Consider the following 16,652-nt stretch of genomic DNA (forward strand, 5'->3'; position numbering starts at 1 on the left):
TTGAAGCCGGTCAGCCTTTGAGACCGGTCATGGTGATGCCCTCGACGAAACGCTTCTGCGCAAGCAGGAAGGCGGCGACGAGGGGAAGGGTAATCATGAGGGTGGCGGCCATCAGCGCGCCGTAATCGTCGCCGGCTTCGGCGGCGCGGAAATACATCAGCCCGAGTGGCGGTGTGGCGTAGTCCTGCTTGCTGATGACGACCAGCGGCCAGTAGAGATCGTTCCAATGCGCGACGACCGAGAAGATGGCGAAAGCGGTGACGGCCGGCCAGGCATTCGGCACGATGACGCGTGCGACGATGCCGAGCTCCGACATACCGTCGAGACGCGCGGCATGGATGAGATCATCCGGCATGGCGCGAAAGAACTGCAGGAACATGAAGATTGCGAAGACCGAAATGGTGAAGGGCGCAACGAGGGCGGCGTAGCCGTTGAGCAGCGAGGCGCGGTCGAAGGCGACATAGAGCGGCAAGGCGGTCGCATGGATCGGCACCAGCAGGCCGAGCATGACCAGCACCATCATGGCGCGGGCGGCGCCGAAGCGCAGCTTCGCCATCGCATAGGCGCAAGGGATCGCCACCAGCACCTGGAAGAAAAAGATCAGCCCGCAGACGACGACGCCGTTCCACAGGAGCCGCGCCATCGGCACCCGGCTCAGGGCCTTGGCAAAATTCTCCGCATAGGTGAGGTGCGCCGGGATCAGCGACAGCGACGAGGTGAAAATATCGCTCTGCGCCTTGCCCGCCGCCGAAATCATGAAGACGTAGGGCGACAGGAAGATGATCGCGCCGAGGGAAAGCAGCGTCAGGCGGATAATCCGGCTGAGGGAAAAAGTGCTCGTCATGTGTAATGCACCCGCCGATCGAGGATGCGGTACTGCAGGAACATCAGCACCACGAGGATCAGGAGAAAGACAACGGTCATCGCCGAAGCGTAGCCGACACGCAGGTAGACGAATCCTTCCTGGTAGATGGTAAAGAGCAGCACCTCCGACGCCTTGTTCGGCCCGCCTTCCGTCAGCGTCTTGACCGTCTCGAAGACCTTCACCGCGTTGCTGATGCTGATGGTGATGACGAAGAGCGTGGTCGGCCCGAGCATCGGCCAGGTGACGAGCAGGAAGCGATCGAGGGCGGATCTGGCGCCGTCCACTTCGGCCGCCGCGTAAAGCTCGCGCGGGATCGCGGTCAGCCCGGCCAGGAACAGCACCATGTTGAACCCGGCCGACTGCCAGACGCCAATGATCGACAGGCTGTATAGCACCGTGCCGGAGCTGCCGAGCCAGTTCGGGCTTGGCAGCCCTGCAAGAGACAGCAGCGCATTGATCGGGCCGATGGTCGGATGAAACATATATTGCCAGACGGTCGCCATAGCGACGATCAGTGAGGCGACCGGCAGGAAATAGGCGGTACGGAAGAAGCTGCGGGCCGCGGTCTCGCTCTCGATCAGCATGGCGATACCGAGACCGAGCATGATCGAGACGGGCGCGACGATCGCCGTATAGAGCGTCGTATTCCCCAGCGACTTGCGGAAAGTACGGTCGGTGATCAGGTGCGCGTAATTCTCAAAGCCGACGAACCGGAACTTGCCGTAGCCGAGTTCGAAATCGGTAAAGCCCAGGAAGATGACAGCCGCGACCGGCAAAAGCACGAAGAGGAACAGCAGGACGATCGCCGGCAGCACCAGCATCCAGGCGATGTGGGCCTCGCTGCGCCGATGCGCAACGGCGGAATTGGCTGGCATGGCCATGGAGACGACGCTAGCCATGCGCCCTCTCCCGCGCGATGTCGCCTGCGGCGAGCCCATTGCCGGCCTCGGCGCGAGCAGCCAGCCGGCTGCCATCCTCGGCGAAGGCCATCGTCCGCCCCATGGCGAGCCGTAGCCCGACCGCATCGCCGGCGGCGAGACCCGCAGCTTCTGGCGGCTGAACCTTGGCGATCACGGTCTCGCCGATCGCATCGAGGCGGCAATAGAGGATGACCTCTGATCCCAGGAACTCGACGCGCTCGACCCGGGCGGCAAGCCCTTCCTGGCGGTTCCGGTCGAGAGAGACGAACTCGGGGCGAATGGCGAGCGTGACCGGCATCTTGCCGGCGGGCGGGTTTTCCAGCGTCAGGCGCAGGTCGCCAAAGGCAACCACACCGTCCTCGGCTTCCGCCGGCAGTTGATTGATGCGCGGCTGGCCGATGAAACGGGCGACCTCGACATGGGCGGGATCGTCATAGATGACCTCGGGGCTTGCGATCTGCAGCAACCGGCCGCCCATCATCACGGCGACGCGATCCGCCATCGACAGCGCTTCCGCCTGGTCATGGGTGACGTAGAGCGTCGGCACGCCGGCGCGCCGATGCAGATCGACGATCTCGCCGCGGGCGTGGACGCGCAGGTTGGCGTCGAGATTGGACAGCGGCTCGTCCATCAGGAAAATACTCGGCCGGCGCACCATGGCCCGGGCGAGCGCCACACGCTGGCGCTGGCCGCCGGACATCTGGCCGGGCTTGCGGTCGAGCAAGTGTTCGATCTTGAGTGATGTCGCCATTTCCCGGACGTCGCGGGCGATCGCCGCGCGGGTGGCGCGCTGGCCGGGCATCAACGAGCCGATGAAGGGCAGCCGCTGCATCGTCGACAGCCGGCGCATCGCCAAGGGCACGGCGATGTTCTCAGAGGCCGTCAGATGCGGATAGAGAGCGTAGGATTGAAAAACCATGGCGATGTTGCGGTCGGCGGCCGCGACCCCGGACATATCTTTCCCGCCGATCAGGACCTCGCCCCGGTCAGCGTGGTCGAGGCCGGCAAGCACGCGCAGGAGCGTGCTCTTGCCGCAGCCGGAGGGACCCACCAGCGCGATGAATTCGCCGGCGCCAACATCGAGGCTGACGTCATTCAGGATCTGGTTGCCGGCGAAGGACTTGGCGATGCCGCGAAGCGAGAGCGCGCTCATTCCGCCGGTTCCCGCTCCTTGACCGCCTGGGGATAGACCTCGTGGACGACGTCGTCGAGCACATGCGCGGTCATGCCGGGCACGGCGACGATTGCGCTTGCCACGTCCGCGCCGAACTCGTGGACGACGGCACCGATCAGGCGCTCGCCCGGCATTTCCCGCTCCATCTTATCGATGATGAAAGCGGCCGACGGGCCCCATGTCACCTGCGTATTGCCAAGGCCGCCCTGCCAGGCCCAATGAAGATGGCCGCTCGCGAAAAGAGCCACGTCATGGGCTGCGATCAGATCGTAGAGCCGCTGGCGCTGAGCCGGCCGGACGCTCCAATAGCCGGTATCACCTTCGTCGGGTGCATCCACGAACAGCGGCTTATGCGCGAACAGCGCCACGCGCCGCCCGGCCCTGTCGGCAAGCGCCCGCTCGAGCCATTCGAACTGCGCCTGCTCCTCGTCGTCCTCATGACCGAGAAGCAGCGCGTTCAAGCCGATGAAGCGCCAGCCCGCTGCATCCTCCAGCCAGCGATCGGGGCCGGCAAGGCTGCGCCAGCGGGCCAGCCGCTCGGCATTGACAGGCTGATCCGAACCCTTGAGGTGGCCGACATCGTGATTGCCGGGAACGATCAGCATCGGGATCGATACCTGGCGCATGAGATCCATCGAGAAGGTGATATCCTCGTCCTTGTCGGCGCCGTCGACGGTGAGATCACCGGTATGGACGATCAGATCGGCGCCGGTCTCTTCGATCCAGGTCAAAAGCGGCGCCCAGTTGCCGTTGAAATGCGGTTTGCCGGGGCTGAAATGGGTGTCGGTGATCTGAATGATTTTCATGGGCGCGCGCGTCTCCGAGAACCTCGGAAGCGTCTCCTGGACGCTCCCTTCTCGCGCCCTCTCTAGAAGGCTCCCATGTCAATCAGACATCCGCGGTTTTCAGCTGTTTTCCAGTTTTGACATCAATCCGTCACACAGGCGCAAGCCGGCCCCGAGGAGGGCCGGCTAACCTGCAGGATTGGATGGAGATCAATGCCGCGGCGCGTTGGCGGGAATGGACGATACAGTCGCCGAAACGGGGTCGCTTGCGGGAAAAGTGTCTTCGAGACCTTCGTTCAGCTCCTCTTCGAGCGTTTCGCTATCGTGGGTGGAACGCGCGCTCGGCTGGCCGATGAGGCCCTTGCTGCCTTCGTCGAAGTTGCCGTTGCTCAAGGCATCATACCGGTTGATGCTGCCGTCCGCGTTGCGGCCGGGAAAGGCCGTCAGCTGAACCATCATTACCTTGGCGTGGTCGAGCGCCGTCGAACTGTCGAGCTCGCCATGGGAATTGTCGATTTTGACGGAAATCGACTCTCCTCCCTCGCCCAGGAATTCCACCGTGAAGAAGTTGCCGGACTGTGTCACGCGCGTATCGATCAACTGCATGGGAACCTCCTGTGTTCATGCCAAACCAACGGCGATCAGCATCAGGAGTTCCACGCCAACGCCACTTCAACGCGGATGCGTGGCGCGCCGAGGGTTAGATCGACTGATAACTCGGCCGGCATTTATGGTTAATTTATTAATAATTCGGGGTTTATGATTGGAACCATGCGGCCTTTCCGCATGTTGATACTGCGCCGTGGAGGAACCTCGATGATCCTGAAAATCCTTGCTCCCAAGATCGACGTCGACTGCCATGATACCGGCACCTACCCTGACGGGATCTTCGCCGAAAACCGCATCGACCTTTCGTCGCGCCGCGACGACCGCCGTCGTTCGCCGCATGAGCGCGATTACGGCGCCGACAGAAAACTGGAAAAACTGCCGCTCGGCTTCGTCTAAGCAGCCTGCGGAAGGCCACAACGTCCTCTTGCCGGCCGGATAATCCCGGCCACATTCTCCTTTAACGCCACTGTTGCAGATCAGGAGAAGCCTTTGCCCTGGATTGCCTACATCGTTCATTTCATTGCCGCGGCATTTCTGGCTAACGGCATCCCGCATTTCGTCAACGGCGCCAGCGGCCGGCGCTTCCGCACCCCATTCGCCAATCCCAGTTCGCCGGTGGTGAATGTCATATGGGGCTGGGCGAATTTCCTCATCGCCTTCCTGCTCTTTGCCAATATCGGGCCGCTCTATATCGGCACTCCGGGCGATACGATTTTCGCCGCGGCCGGCATGCTGGTCACCGGCATCCTGCTCGCCCGCTTCTTCGGAGGTGACGGGATCTAGAGCTGCGCACATGTTACTTGCATGATGATAGTCACTCCTGTACTGACATCTGCCATGCAGCGGACAAGTTTCAGCCAGTTCAAATGCCCGGCGGCGCGCGCGCTCGACAGCGTCGGCGACTGGTGGAGCATCCTGATTCTGCGCGACGCCTTCCAGGGGCTGTCGCGCTTCGACGAGTTTCAGAAAAGCCTCGGCGTTGCCCCGAACATCCTGACGCGGCGGTTAAAACATCTCACGGACCAGGGCCTGTTCGAACGACGGCTCTACCAGCAGCGCCCTGCCCGCTACGAATATCTGCTGACAGAAAAAGGCCGCGATTTCTTTCCGGTGCTGATGGCGCTGTTTTCCTGGGGGAGCCGGCACATTCCGGAAGAGGATCTCGCCTTTCTGCTCAGCGACGCCGCCTCCGGCAAAGCGCGCGAGACGGTGCTTGTGGACGCACGGACCGGCGAAGAAGTAACGCCCGAAAACACCAGCCTGCTCGCTGGCCCAGCCGCCGACGACGAGGTGCGTGCGCGGATCGCCCGCATGCGCGCCTGGTATCTCGGCATCGACGCATAGAGAGGAAAATACCATGGATCGCATCGTTGTCACCGGCATGGGACTTGTCTCACCACTCGGCACCGGCGTCGAGCCTGCCTGGAAACGTCTCGTCGGCGGCGGCTCCGGTCTGAGGGTGCTGCCGGACGATGTCGTCGGCGAGCTCTCGGCCAAGGTTGGCGGTATCGTTCCCGGCATCGTCGAGGATACCGAAGTCGGTTTCGACCCCGACCGGCACATCACGCCAAAGGACCAGAAGAAGATGGATCGCTTCATCCAGTTCGCCATGGCGGCGACGGAGGAAGCGGTGAAGCAGGCCGGCTGGATGCCGACCGATGAAGGTTCGCATGAACGGACCGCAACGATCATCGCTTCGGGTGTCGGTGGCTTTCCTGCGATCGCCGAAGCAGTACGAATCGGCGAGACGCGGGGCGTGCGGCGGCTGTCGCCCTTCACCGTGCCCTCCTTCCTCGTCAACCTCGCCGCCGGCCAGGTCAGCATCCGCTATGGGTTCAAGGGGCCGCTCGGCGCGCCGGTGACGGCCTGTGCCGCCAGCGTCCAGGCAATCGGCGATGCGGCGCGGCTGATCCGCTCCGGCGAAGCCGATGTGGCGATCTGCGGCGGCGCCGAGGCCTGCATCGACAAGGTGAGCCTCGGCGGCTTTGCCGCCGCGCGTGCGCTTTCCACCGGCTTCAACGAGACGCCGGAACTGGCCTCGCGGCCCTTCGACACGGCGCGCGACGGTTTCGTCATGGGCGAAGGCGCCGGCATCCTGGTGATCGAAACGCTCGACCACGCGCTTGCCCGCGGGGCCAGACCGCTTGCCGAACTCGTCGGCTACGGCACGGCGGCGGATGCCTACCACATGACCGCCGGCCCCGAAGATGGCGATGGCGCGCGCCGGGCGATGGAGGCCGCACTCAGGCAGGCGAAGATTCCGGCCTCGGAGGTCAGGCACCTCAACGCGCACGCGACGTCGACACCGGTCGGAGACAAAGGCGAGATCGCTGCAATCGGCACGGTCTTCGGCCGCAACGGCGCCATTGCCGTCAGCGCGACGAAGTCGGCGACAGGCCATCTGCTCGGGGCGGCGGGCGGGTTGGAAGCAATCTTCACCATTCTTGCGTTGCGCGACCAGATCGCGCCGCCGACCCGCAACCTGCACGAAGCAGATCCAGCCGCCGACGGCATCGACATCGTCGGCAAGACGGCGCGGGCGCTGGCGATGGACTATGCCATCACCAACGGCTTCGGCTTTGGCGGGGTGAACGCCAGCGCCCTCTTCCGCCGCTGGTCGTAAAGTCCGCTTTCCTTGTGCTGAAATTCGCCTACACTTCCGCTCTATCGGGGCTCGCTTCCCGACGGAGCCGGAGATCAATCCATGCGCGCCTTTCTCGCAGTTCTCATTCTGTGTGCCGCGTCCGCCCTCTCTCCTCTCTCGGCCCATGCCGAAGATCCGATCGACACCACGCGAACGATGATCGAGGAACAGATCAAAGCCTTCCTTAAGGACGATGCCGAAACCGCCTATTCCCTCGCCGCTCCCGGCATCAAGGCGATGTATCCCGACAAGAACCTGTTCTTCGCCATGGTGAAGAAGAGCTACGAACCGGTCTATCATCCCGGCAATTACGCCTTCGGCCGCAGCCGCTCGATCGACAACGGCGCGCTGATCTATCACGAGGTGCTGATTTCAGGCCGCGACGGCAAGGACTGGACCGCGATCTACCAGGTCACCCGCCAGCCCGACGGCAGCTACCGGATCAATGGCGTGCAGATCATGCCGGATGCAGACAGCAAGGGCATTTGACGCCAGTTTTGCGCCCGCTCGCAAGCAGGTAGGCGCACGGTCACGTTGCGCTAACAATTTCGAAATCCTCCTGGGGTATCAAAATGCCGACGGAGGGTTGTAACCGTGAACAGTGGCAGGCAATTTTTTACAGCTCTTGAAGCGTTGCGAGGAATTGCGGCCATCATGGTCATGTTCCTGCATACGGGTGGTACGCTTGGCCCGATGCCGGCAAATATCAGCTACCTCGGTGTAGACCTCTTCTTTCTCTTGAGCGGCGTCGTTCTGGCAAATTCATATGAAAAGCGCCTGACGGCGGGAGAGATTTCCCCCGCCGGATTTCTCCTGCACCGTATCATTCGGCTTTATCCGCTCTATCTTCTTTCGCTTCCTGTCGGCTTTGTCAGCTATGCGCTTCAAAACGACCTGGAGTCGCCGGCAGGCCTCATTGTCAGGGCGATCCTGCTCATTCCAAACGGAAATCCGAACGGGGCATTTCCTTTGAACGGACCCAGTTGGTCGCTCTTCTTCGAACTCTGGGCCGGACTGCTGTTCGCCGTTCTTCTGATACGGCTGTCTTTCAGAACCTTGCTTGTTATCGCGCTTGGGGCTGCCTGTATCACCACATATGGGGCATGGGTCGGAGGCAATTTCGATATTGGACACCAAGCAGGCTACTTCGCATTTGGCTTTTCGCGAGTGCTGTTCTCGTTTTCACTCGGGATATGCCTCTACAGGTTATATGACATCCGAAAACCGAACACGGTCAAGGACGGCAACATTACGGGCCTTCTTATCTGCGGTTGTTTGATCCTGATCACAAACATACCGGCCATCATATTCTTCGGCTTCCCGTATTTCGATCTTTCAATATGCCTCGTGATTTTCCCGGCTATCGTTTGGATTGCAATGCGCACGACGCAGACCGGCCGAGTGGAACTGATATTCGGATGGTTGGGGCGGCTTTCCTATCCGATCTATATCCTGCACGGACCGATATTCAGCCTGCTGCATGGATTGCGGCAACAGGGCTTCAACCTTCCCGCCTCTCCAGCAGCCGGCATGATCGTCGTCATAGCGATTTTCATTCTGGCTGGCGTTATCACCACTCGCTTTGACGAACCGGTGCGCAAGAAACTCAGAATGATGGTTTCGCCGAATCCACCGCCTGCGGCCACCCAGTCGGCCACGTAGGCTCAGGTAGCGCTTAGACCGGCTGGAGATCGCCCCTCGCCCATTCCTCCATCGTCTTCGCCATGAAGTCGGCGAATCGGCCTTCGGCGATCGCCTTGCGGATGCCCTGCATCAGTTCCTGGTAATAAGCGAGATTGTGCCAGGAGAGCAGCATGCCGCCGAGGGCTTCGTTGGCGCGGACGAGATGGTGGAGATAAGCGCGCGAATAATCGCGTGAGGCCGGGCAGTTCGACTGTTCGTCGAGCGGGCGCATATCCTCGGCATGGCGGGCATTGCGGATATTGACCTTGCCGCGGCGGGTGAAGGCCAGGCCATGGCGCCCGGAGCGGGTCGGCATGACGCAATCGAACATATCGATGCCGCGGGCGACGGATTTGAGGATATCGTCAGGCGTGCCGACGCCCATGAGGTAACGCGGCTTTTCCACGGGCAGGACGGGAAGCGTCTCTTTCAGCATATTCAGCATCACATCCTGCGGCTCGCCGACCGCAAGACCGCCGACGGCGTAGCCCTTGAGGTCGAGCTTCGTCAGTTCCTCGGCCGAACGGATGCGCAGCGCCGGGATATCGCCACCCTGAACGATGCCGAACATGGCCTTGCCAGGCTGCTCGCCGAAGGCCACCTTGCAGCGTTCGGCCCAGCGGAGCGACATTTCCATGGCGCGCTCGATCTCCTTCGGCTCAGCCGGCAGCGCCACGCATTCGTCGAGCTGCATCTGGATGTCGGAGCCGAGCAGGCCCTGGATTTCGATCGAGCGCTCCGGCGACATGTGATGCAGGCTGCCATCGACATGCGACTTGAAAGTGACGCCCTGCTCGTCGAGCTTGCGCAGACCGGACAGCGACATGACCTGAAAACCGCCGGAGTCGGTCAGGATCGGGTGTTCCCAGCGGATCAACTTGTGCAGGCCGCCGAGACGGGCGACGCGCTCGGCCGTCGGGCGCAGCATCAGGTGATAGGTATTGCCGAGGATGATGTCGGCGCCCGTCTCCCGCACCTGATCGAGATACATGGCCTTGACGGTTCCGACCGTGCCGACCGGCATGAAGGCCGGCGTGCGGATCGTGCCGCGCGGCATGGAAATCTCACCGAGACGGGCGCCGGCATCGGTCTTCTCGAGCGTGAATTGGAAATTCTCTGTCATCTAGTCTTTCCGGAAAAGAAGGCTCGCGTCGCCGTAGGAGTAGAAGCGGTAGCCCGTGGAAATGGCGTGTTCATAGGCCGCATGCATGGTTTCGAAGCCGGCGAAGGCCGAGACGAGCATGAACAGCGTCGAGCGTGGCAGGTGGAAATTGGTCATCAGCATATCGACCGCCTTGAAGCTGTAACCGGGCGTGATGAAGATGCCCGTGGTCCCGGCCCATGGCTTGATTTCTCCACTTTCCCCGGCGGCGCTCTCGATCAGCCGCAACGAGGTGGTGCCGACACAGACGATGCGCCCGCCCCTTTGTTTTACCGCGTTCAGCCGGGCTGCGACCTCCGCGCTGACATAGCCGCTTTCGAGATGCATCTTGTGGTCATCTGTATCATCGGTCTTCACAGGCAGAAAGGTGCCGGCGCCGACATGCAGTGTAACGAAATGACGTTCGATGCCGGCCCTATCGAGCGCCTCGAACAGAGCAGGCGTGAAATGCAGGCCGGCGGTGGGGGCTGCGACGGCGCCCTCCTCGCGGGCATAGATGGTCTGGTAGTCGGTGCGGTCGCGATCGTCATCGGGGCGCTTGGCGGCGATATAGGGCGGCAGCGGAATATGGCCGACGGCGGCGATCGCCTCGTCGAGCACCGGACCGGAAAGATCGAAGGCGAGTGTCACTTCGCCCGCTTCGCCCTTTTCCTCCACCGTCGCATCGAGTGAGCCGATCATGCAGCTTTCGCCGCTGTGGCCGAAGGCGATACGATCGCCCTCCTTGATGCGCTTGCCCGGTTTGGCGAAGGCTTTCCAGCGGCTCGGACCGACGCGCATGTGCAGCGTCGCGGAAATCAATTGGCCGCCGGCGCCGTCGCGATGGCGGATGCCCTCGAGCTGGGCGGGAATGACCTTCGTGTCGTTGAAGACAAGCGCATCGCCGGCACGCAGGAACGACGGCAGATCGGCAACGCGATGATCCGAGAGGGCGCTTGCCGCATTTGCGTCAACGACGAGCAGCCGCGCGCTGTCACGCGGCTCGGCGGGCCGCAGGGCGATGCGCTCCTCGGGGAGATCGAAATCGAAAAGGTCTACGCGCATAAGTGCACTTCCAGGCAAAGCGAAACCCGCCCCACGCTCTCGCGCAAGGGCGGGTTTCAGCAGAAATCACAATCAGACGTCGGCGGCAACCCGCATGGAGACGATCGAGTCCGGATCGGAGACCGGCTCGCCGCGCTTGATTTTGTCGACATTGTCCATGCCTTCGATCACCTGGCCCCAGACGGAATACTGCTTGTTCAGCCACGGAGCGTCGGTGAAGCAGATGAAGAACTGCGAATTGGCCGAGTTCGGGTTCTGCGAACGCGCCATCGAGCAGGTGCCGCGCACATGCGAGGTGGCGGAAAATTCCGCCTTCAGATCCGGCTTGGCGGAGCCGCCCATGCCGGCGCGGCCGGGATTGAAGGTTTCCGAACCCTTCTTGCCATATTCGACATCGCCGGTCTGAGCCATGAAATCCTGGATGACGCGGTGGAAGACGACGCCGTCATAGGCCTTCTCGCGGGCGAGTTCCTTGATGCGGGCGACATGCTCCGGCGCGACCTGCGGCAGAAGCTGAATGACAACCTTGCCCTTGGTGGTTTCCAGAATGACGGTGTTCTCGGGATCCTTGATCTCGGCCATTATCTTCTCCTCTTGTTTCTCTCGTAACTTACTTCTTGCCCAGGGTGACCTTGATCATCCGGTCGGGACTTTTGACTTCGCCGTTCTGGCCTTCGCCGCGCTTGATCTTGTCGACATTCTCCATGCCGGACACGACTTTGCCGACGACGGTATACTGGCCGTTCAGGAAGGAACCATCGGCGAACATGATGAAGAACTGCGAATTGGCGGAATTCGGATCCTGCGAGCGGGCCATGCCGACCGTGCCGCGCACGAACGGCGTCTTGGAGAATTCAGCCGGGATGTCGGGCATGTCGGAGGAGCCGGTGCCGGCGAGGCTGGCATCGAAGCCCTTCTCCATGTTGCCGTATTTGACGTCGCCGGTCTGGGCCATGAAGCCGTCGATGACGCGGTGGAAGGCGACGTTGTCATATTCGCCCTTCTTGGCGAGTGCCTCGATCTGGGCGACATGCTTCGGCGCCACATCCGGCATCAGCTGGATCACCACCGGGCCGTTCTTCAGCTGAATGGTGAGATAATGATCGGCCGACTGGGCCAACGCATCCCCCGCGAAGGAGGCGAGATACAGCACACCGGCAAATGCGAGATAAAAGAGTTTCATGTGAGCTCCATTGCGGCGTTATCCGCCTAGGCTTTTGCGCTTGCTAGTTTGGGCGCTTGGATGTGAGGGCTTGCAGGACGGCGGCCGGGACGAAAGCGCTGACATCGCCGCCCATGGCGGCGATCTGGCGGACCAATGTGGCGGTAATGGGCCGCGACGCCGTGCCGGCCGGCAAAAAGATGGTCTGGATATCGGGCGCCATCGTTCGGTTCATACCGGCCATCTGCATTTCGTAGTCGAGATCCGTGCCATCGCGAAGACCGCGGATCAGAAGCGTGGCGCCATGGGCGCGGGCGGCATCGACGACCAGATTGTCGAAGGCGACGACCGTGATGTCGCCGGTCTTGCCGGGCAAGGCTTCGGCCAGCGACAGACGGATCAGCTCGGCTCTTTCTTCGAACGAAAAGAGCGGCGCCTTGCCGGGATGGATGCCGATCGCGACGATGACTTTTTCGGCGACGTTCAGCGCCTGGACCAGAACATCCACATGTCCGTTGGTGATCGGGTCGAAGGACCCAGGATAAAAAGCTGTCGTCATCTGGCCCGGCCATTCGTTTGACGCCTTTTGTCACGGATGCGGACTTGTCGCAAGTGATTTACCCGGCCGCGCCGCCCGGCTGAACAACGGATGAACGTGCCATTCAAGGCCGTTTCAGACGGCATCTGCTTAACTCGGATCATCAACCCAGCCGATGCCATTCCGGCAGCCGGCGCTCCCGAATGACTGAGACCCATGCTGATCGTGCTCGTTGCGTTTGCTGTCACTTCCTCCCTCGTCGCCGAGGTGGCCTATGGCTATTTCGCCGATCGCTACGAGGTGAACTGGGTGCGGCCAGAGCTTGCCGAACATGCGGCGATCGTGCGTGTCCAAGGCCGGCTGCGCGGAAATGAGGGCCGGCTGCAAGAAAAAACCGGACTGCGAATCTGAACGCCAGATGAACGAGACATTCAAGGAGGCTTCAGATCGCCGTTGCTAAACACCCCTCAACATCCGACGGAACCATTCTTAAACGGGTGCGTTCACTCAACCGACACAGAAATGCGTCAAAGCGCGGCAGGAAGGACTAATAATGCCCGGCAAGATTACGATGATTAACGTGCTCTGGATGGTCATGGTCACGGGCATGCTCACCGCAACTGTCGCTCTCTATGATCAGAAGGTCGATACCTCCAAGGTTTATGGCCCCTATGCTTCGGCTCGCACAGCCGTACTGGGCCAGTACTGAGGAGCGAGTACGCCACTCCCCAGGAAAGGAATGCCTATGTTCACGATCTTGACAGTGCTCACCGCCCTCATCAGCGTCATGTTCATCGTGTCTGTGGCCTCGACGATATCAGCGCTGCGGCGCGAAGGCGAAGAGGTGAAGGCGCTGAACGAAAAGCATAGCGCGTTCTGACATTCCTCTCTTCCCCTCCCATGAGCGGCACCGTTCGCCGCCTGGGCCTTTCAAAGCCGGATGCACCCAGCGTCCGGCTTTTTTCTTGGGCAGTGAGTGAGCCAACTGAGTGCTTCAGCCTGGAAGCAGGGCTCTAACAGAAAAGGGCGGCTCGAAGCCGCCCCGTTCATTCGATCATTCTTCGGCAGCACCGCCCGGATCGCCATCGGCGACAGGTGTCTCATCGGCGCCAGCGGCGCCTTCGACAGCCTCTTCCGTCTCATCCTCTTCCGGCTCGCTGATGCGCTCGACCGAGACGACCTTCTCGTCCTTGGCCGTCGAGAAGATGGTGACGCCCTTGGTGGCGCGGCTGGCGATGCGGATGCCGCCGACCGGCACACGGATGAGCTGGCCGCCATCGGAGACAAGCATGATCTGATCGCCATCATCAACCGGGAAGGCCGCAACCAGTTCGCCGATCTCGCCCGTCTTCGACGTGTCGGTGGCACGAATGCCCTTGCCGCCGCGGCCGGAGATACGGAAATCGTAGGAGGACGAACGCTTGCCGAAGCCCTTCTCGGAGACGGTGAGCACGAATTGCTCGCGCGCTTTCAGTTCTTCGTAGCGCTCGTCGGAAAGCTGCCCCTCTTCCGTGACCTCTTCGCCAACGAGAGCGATGTCCTCTTCATCCACGCCTATCGCCCGGCGTTCGGCGGCAGAGCGCTTGAGGTAGGCGGCCCGCTCCCATGGCTCGGCATCGACATGGCCGACGATCGTCATCGAGATGATGCGGTCGCCCTCGCCGAGATTAATGCCGCGCACCCCGATCGAGTTGCGACCGGCAAAGACGCGGACATCATCGACCGAGAAGCGGATGCACTGGCCGAGCGCCGTGGTCAGAAGAACGTCGTCCCGATCGGTGCAAGTCTCGACGGAGAGGATTTCATCGCCCTCCTCTTCCAGCTTCATGGCGATCTTGCCGTTGCGGTTGACCTGGACGAAGTCCGACAGCTTGTTGCGGCGAACCGTGCCGCGCGTCGTCGAGAACATGACGTCGAGGTTATCCCAGCTAGCCTCGTCCTCGGGCAAGGGCAGGATGGTGGTGATGCGCTCGCCGGATGCGAGCGGCAGCATGTTGATCAGCGCCTTGCCGCGCGAGGTCGGCGTGCCGATCGGCAGACGCCAGACCTTCTCCTTATAGACGATGCCGCGGGAGGAGAAGAACAGGACCGGCGTATGGGTATTGACCACGAATAGCCGGCTAACGAAATCCTCGTCGCGAGTCGTCATGCCGGAGCGGCCCTTGCCGCCGCGGCGCTGGGCGCGGTAGGTGGTCAGCGGCACGCGCTTGATATAGCCGAGGTGCGATACGGTGACGACCATGTCTTCGCGGGCGATGAGATCCTCGTCGTCCATTTCGAGGCCGCCATCGACGATCTCGGTGCGGCGCGGCGTGCCGAATTCGTCGCGAACGGCTGTTAGTTCGTCCTTGACGATGGTCTGGATGCGGACCCGCGAGGAAAGAATATCGAGATAATCCCGGATTTCCTCGCCTATCTTATTGAGTTCATCACCGATTTCGTCACGGCCGAGCGCGGTCAGGCGGGCGAGGCGCAGCTCGAGAATAGCGCGCGCCTGCTCTTCCGAGAGGTTGTAGGTCAGGTCGTCGTTGATGCGGTGGCGCGGATCGTCGATCAGACGGATCAGGCTTTCGACATCTTCGGCCGGCCAGCGGCGCGTCATCAGCTCTTCGCGGGCCGACTGCGGATCCGGCGCCTGACGGATGACGCGGATGACTTCGTCGATATTAGCGACGGCGATCGCGAGACCAACCAAGACGTGGGCGCGCTCACGCGCCTTGCGCAGCAGGAACTTCGTTCTTCGGCTAACGACTTCCTCGCGGAAGGAGACGAAGGCGCGCAGCATGTCGAGCAGGGTCAGCTGCTCCGGCTTGCCGCCGTTCAGCGCCACCATATTGCAGCCGAAGGAGGTCTGCAGCGGCGTGTAGCGGTAAAGCTGATTAAGGATGACCTCGGCATTGGCGTCACGCTTCAATTCGATGACGACGCGATAGCCCTGGCGGTCGGATTCGTCGCGCAGGTCCGAGATGCCTTCGATGCGCTTTTCGCGCACTAGCTCGGCCATCTTCTCGATCATCGTCGCCTTGTTCACCTGGTAGGGAATCTCGGTGATGATGATCTGCTCGCGGTCGCCGCGCATCGGCTCGATGGTGGCGACACCGCGCATGATGACGGAGCCGCGGCCGGTCTCGTAGGCAGAGCGGATGCCGGCACGACCGAGGATCTTGGCGCCTGTGGGAAAGTCAGGGCCGGGAATGATCTGCATCAGCTCCGGCAGCTCGATCGCCGGGTCGTTGATCAGCGCAATGCAGCCGTCGATGACTTCGGAGAGGTTGTGCGGCGGAATATTGGTGGCCATGCCGACGGCGATGCCGCCGGCGCCGTTGACGAGCAGGTTCGGGAACTTGGCGGGTACCACGACCGGCTCGGAGAGCGTGCCGTCATAGTTGTCGCGGAAGTCGACGGTTTCCTTGTCAAGATCGTCGAGCAGTGAATGAGCAGCCTTTTCCAGGCGGCACTCGGTGTATCGTTCGGCCGCCGGCGGATCGCCGTCAACCGAGCCGAAATTGCCCTGACCGTCGATCAGCGGCAGGCGCAGCGACCAGGGCTGCGCCATGCGGGCGAGCGCGTCATAAATCGCTGCATTGCCGTGCGGATGGTATTTACCCATCACGTCGCCGGTAACGCGAGCGCATTTGACGTATTTCTTGTTCCAGTCGATGCCGAGCTCGGACATGCCATAGAGGATGCGCCGGTGCACGGGCTTCAGGCCATCGCGCACGTCGGGCAGCGCGCGGCTGACGATGACGCTCATCGCGTAATCGAGATACGACCGCTGCATTTCCTCCATGATGGAGATGGGCTCGATGCCTGGCGGGAGCTTCCCGCCGCCGGGGGGTGTTTGCTCAGTCAAAACAGATCACGATCTCTTCTAGAATCACTCGAAGATTTATAGCGGAAAGCCTGTTCCCACGCCAATTTCTGAGCGCGTTTTGAACAGGCTTTTGCGGCGTAAAGACGGTAAAGCGCGCAAGTTTTCCGGCCGAACCGGGCAAATGCCGCCGCGGGATATTTGCCAAATCGGAACCGGCGCTTCACAATCATGAAAACCACGCATTCATATGAT

19 protein-coding genes and 1 pseudogene are annotated in these 16,652 nt (G+C 61.8%); 9 read left to right on the forward strand and 11 right to left on the reverse strand.

Annotated elements, in window-relative coordinates:
• Positions 1 to 10 precede the first annotated feature (10 nt).
• From GGD53_RS13280 to GGD53_RS13300, 5 genes are all read right to left on the reverse strand, one after another.
• Positions 11 to 844 carry a carbohydrate ABC transporter permease gene (locus tag GGD53_RS13280; RefSeq protein WP_184456642.1) on the reverse strand — a complete coding sequence of 278 codons (834 nt, stop codon included), beginning with the start codon at positions 842 to 844 and terminating at the stop codon, positions 11 to 13.
• Positions 841 to 1,764, reverse strand: a complete 924-nt coding sequence (locus tag GGD53_RS13285) for a carbohydrate ABC transporter permease (RefSeq protein WP_184456644.1) — start codon at positions 1,762 to 1,764, stop codon at positions 841 to 843. Before GGD53_RS13285 ends, GGD53_RS13280 begins: the two co-directional genes overlap by 4 nt.
• The gene (locus tag GGD53_RS13290; RefSeq protein WP_184456646.1) at positions 1,757 to 2,938 is read right to left on the reverse strand and encodes an ABC transporter ATP-binding protein; all 1,182 of its coding nucleotides are present in this window, start codon (positions 2,936 to 2,938) and stop codon (positions 1,757 to 1,759) included. Before GGD53_RS13290 ends, GGD53_RS13285 begins: the two co-directional genes overlap by 8 nt.
• Positions 2,935 to 3,765: a metallophosphoesterase family protein gene (locus tag GGD53_RS13295; protein WP_184456648.1), complete on the reverse strand. Its 831-nt coding sequence runs from the start codon at positions 3,763 to 3,765 to the stop codon at positions 2,935 to 2,937. Before GGD53_RS13295 ends, GGD53_RS13290 begins: the two co-directional genes overlap by 4 nt.
• Before the next feature lie 189 nt (positions 3,766 to 3,954).
• Positions 3,955 to 4,350 carry a hypothetical protein gene (locus tag GGD53_RS13300; protein ID WP_184456650.1) on the reverse strand — a complete coding sequence of 132 codons (396 nt, stop codon included), beginning with the start codon at positions 4,348 to 4,350 and terminating at the stop codon, positions 3,955 to 3,957.
• A 210-nt stretch (positions 4,351 to 4,560) separates the two neighbouring features.
• Here GGD53_RS13300 and GGD53_RS13305 point away from each other — a divergent pair, with 210 nt between their 5' ends.
• From GGD53_RS13305 to GGD53_RS13330, 6 genes are all read left to right on the forward strand, one after another.
• Positions 4,561 to 4,749 carry a hypothetical protein gene (locus GGD53_RS13305; RefSeq protein ID WP_184456652.1) on the forward strand — a complete coding sequence of 63 codons (189 nt, stop codon included), beginning with the start codon at positions 4,561 to 4,563 and terminating at the stop codon, positions 4,747 to 4,749.
• 93 nt (positions 4,750 to 4,842) lie between these two features.
• A complete protein-coding gene (locus tag GGD53_RS13310; RefSeq protein WP_184456654.1) occupies positions 4,843 to 5,136 on the forward strand; it encodes a hypothetical protein in 294 nt (97 codons plus the stop codon).
• A 54-nt stretch (positions 5,137 to 5,190) separates the two neighbouring features.
• Positions 5,191 to 5,697, forward strand: a complete 507-nt coding sequence (locus GGD53_RS13315; RefSeq protein ID WP_184456964.1) for a winged helix-turn-helix transcriptional regulator — start codon at positions 5,191 to 5,193, stop codon at positions 5,695 to 5,697.
• Positions 5,698 to 5,710: 13 nt separating this feature from the next.
• On the forward strand, positions 5,711 to 6,976 hold the full coding sequence (gene fabF, locus GGD53_RS13320) for a beta-ketoacyl-ACP synthase II (RefSeq protein WP_184456656.1): 1,266 nt from the start codon (positions 5,711 to 5,713) through the stop codon (positions 6,974 to 6,976).
• A gap of 81 nt (positions 6,977 to 7,057) precedes the next feature.
• Positions 7,058 to 7,486 (forward strand): DUF4864 domain-containing protein, encoded by a 429-nt coding sequence (locus GGD53_RS13325; RefSeq protein WP_184456658.1) that lies wholly within the window; start codon positions 7,058 to 7,060, stop codon positions 7,484 to 7,486.
• A 105-nt stretch (positions 7,487 to 7,591) separates the two neighbouring features.
• Positions 7,592 to 8,659, forward strand: coding sequence for an acyltransferase family protein (locus GGD53_RS13330; RefSeq protein WP_184456660.1), 1,068 nt, complete (start codon positions 7,592 to 7,594; stop codon positions 8,657 to 8,659).
• 13 nt (positions 8,660 to 8,672) lie between these two features.
• On the opposite strand, the gene tgt is transcribed toward GGD53_RS13330, so the two are convergent.
• The 5 genes from tgt to coaD form a co-directional block, all read right to left on the reverse strand.
• The gene (gene tgt, locus GGD53_RS13335) at positions 8,673 to 9,803 is read right to left on the reverse strand and encodes a tRNA guanosine(34) transglycosylase Tgt (RefSeq protein WP_184456662.1); all 1,131 of its coding nucleotides are present in this window, start codon (positions 9,801 to 9,803) and stop codon (positions 8,673 to 8,675) included.
• Entirely contained in the window at positions 9,804 to 10,886 is a 1,083-nt protein-coding gene (queA, locus tag GGD53_RS13340) for a tRNA preQ1(34) S-adenosylmethionine ribosyltransferase-isomerase QueA (protein ID WP_184456664.1), read from the reverse strand.
• 72 nt (positions 10,887 to 10,958) lie between these two features.
• A complete protein-coding gene (locus tag GGD53_RS13345) occupies positions 10,959 to 11,468 on the reverse strand; it encodes a peptidylprolyl isomerase (RefSeq protein WP_184456666.1) in 510 nt (169 codons plus the stop codon).
• A gap of 28 nt (positions 11,469 to 11,496) precedes the next feature.
• Positions 11,497 to 12,069 carry a peptidylprolyl isomerase gene (locus GGD53_RS13350; protein WP_184456668.1) on the reverse strand — a complete coding sequence of 191 codons (573 nt, stop codon included), beginning with the start codon at positions 12,067 to 12,069 and terminating at the stop codon, positions 11,497 to 11,499.
• Between the two features lie 43 nt (positions 12,070 to 12,112).
• A complete protein-coding gene (gene coaD / locus GGD53_RS13355) occupies positions 12,113 to 12,607 on the reverse strand; it encodes a pantetheine-phosphate adenylyltransferase (protein ID WP_184456670.1) in 495 nt (164 codons plus the stop codon).
• Positions 12,608 to 12,697: 90 nt separating this feature from the next.
• Here coaD and GGD53_RS13360 point away from each other — a divergent pair.
• The 3 genes and pseudogenes from GGD53_RS13360 (at position 12,698) to GGD53_RS32130 (ending at position 13,466) form a co-directional block, all read left to right on the forward strand.
• Positions 12,698 to 12,997: pseudogene (locus GGD53_RS13360) on the forward strand (hypothetical protein).
• 142 nt (positions 12,998 to 13,139) lie between these two features.
• The gene (locus GGD53_RS13365) at positions 13,140 to 13,295 is read left to right on the forward strand and encodes a hypothetical protein (RefSeq protein ID WP_003539654.1); all 156 of its coding nucleotides are present in this window, start codon (positions 13,140 to 13,142) and stop codon (positions 13,293 to 13,295) included.
• Between the two features lie 36 nt (positions 13,296 to 13,331).
• The gene (locus GGD53_RS32130) at positions 13,332 to 13,466 is read left to right on the forward strand and encodes a hypothetical protein (protein WP_010056528.1); all 135 of its coding nucleotides are present in this window, start codon (positions 13,332 to 13,334) and stop codon (positions 13,464 to 13,466) included.
• 174 nt (positions 13,467 to 13,640) lie between these two features.
• On the opposite strand, the gene gyrA is transcribed toward GGD53_RS32130, so the two are convergent.
• Positions 13,641 to 16,439 (reverse strand): DNA gyrase subunit A, encoded by a 2,799-nt coding sequence (gene gyrA, locus GGD53_RS13370; protein WP_184456672.1) that lies wholly within the window; start codon positions 16,437 to 16,439, stop codon positions 13,641 to 13,643.
• Positions 16,440 to 16,652: the final 213 nt, after the last annotated feature.

The sequence above is a fragment of the Rhizobium aethiopicum genome (genome assembly GCF_014197535.1).
GTDB classification, from domain to species: Bacteria; Pseudomonadota; Alphaproteobacteria; order Rhizobiales; family Rhizobiaceae; genus Rhizobium; species Rhizobium aethiopicum_A.

What these genes read in the sequence shown, in the direction of transcription:
- GGD53_RS13345 (WP_184456666.1), bottom strand. Translation starts at nt 11,468, where the DNA reads ATGGCCGAGATCAAGGATCCCGAGAACACCGTCATTCTGGAAACCACC.
- GGD53_RS13285 (WP_184456644.1), bottom strand. Translation starts at nt 1,764, where the DNA reads ATGGCTAGCGTCGTCTCCATGGCCATGCCAGCCAATTCCGCCGTTGCG.
- GGD53_RS13300 (WP_184456650.1), bottom strand. Translation starts at nt 4,350, where the DNA reads ATGCAGTTGATCGATACGCGCGTGACACAGTCCGGCAACTTCTTCACG.
- coaD (WP_184456670.1), bottom strand. Translation starts at nt 12,607, where the DNA reads ATGACGACAGCTTTTTATCCTGGGTCCTTCGACCCGATCACCAACGGA.
- tgt (WP_184456662.1), bottom strand. Translation starts at nt 9,803, where the DNA reads ATGACAGAGAATTTCCAATTCACGCTCGAGAAGACCGATGCCGGCGCC.
- GGD53_RS13325 (WP_184456658.1), top strand. Translation starts at nt 7,058, where the DNA reads ATGCGCGCCTTTCTCGCAGTTCTCATTCTGTGTGCCGCGTCCGCCCTC.
- GGD53_RS13315 (WP_184456964.1), top strand. Translation starts at nt 5,191, where the DNA reads ATGCAGCGGACAAGTTTCAGCCAGTTCAAATGCCCGGCGGCGCGCGCG.
- GGD53_RS32130 (WP_010056528.1), top strand. Translation starts at nt 13,332, where the DNA reads ATGTTCACGATCTTGACAGTGCTCACCGCCCTCATCAGCGTCATGTTC.
- queA (WP_184456664.1), bottom strand. Translation starts at nt 10,886, where the DNA reads ATGCGCGTAGACCTTTTCGATTTCGATCTCCCCGAGGAGCGCATCGCC.
- GGD53_RS13295 (WP_184456648.1), bottom strand. Translation starts at nt 3,765, where the DNA reads ATGAAAATCATTCAGATCACCGACACCCATTTCAGCCCCGGCAAACCG.
- GGD53_RS13290 (WP_184456646.1), bottom strand. Translation starts at nt 2,938, where the DNA reads ATGAGCGCGCTCTCGCTTCGCGGCATCGCCAAGTCCTTCGCCGGCAAC.
- GGD53_RS13305 (WP_184456652.1), top strand. Translation starts at nt 4,561, where the DNA reads ATGATCCTGAAAATCCTTGCTCCCAAGATCGACGTCGACTGCCATGAT.
- GGD53_RS13280 (WP_184456642.1), bottom strand. Translation starts at nt 844, where the DNA reads ATGACGAGCACTTTTTCCCTCAGCCGGATTATCCGCCTGACGCTGCTT.
- GGD53_RS13365 (WP_003539654.1), top strand. Translation starts at nt 13,140, where the DNA reads ATGCCCGGCAAGATTACGATGATTAACGTGCTCTGGATGGTCATGGTC.
- GGD53_RS13350 (WP_184456668.1), bottom strand. Translation starts at nt 12,069, where the DNA reads ATGAAACTCTTTTATCTCGCATTTGCCGGTGTGCTGTATCTCGCCTCC.
- fabF (WP_184456656.1), top strand. Translation starts at nt 5,711, where the DNA reads ATGGATCGCATCGTTGTCACCGGCATGGGACTTGTCTCACCACTCGGC.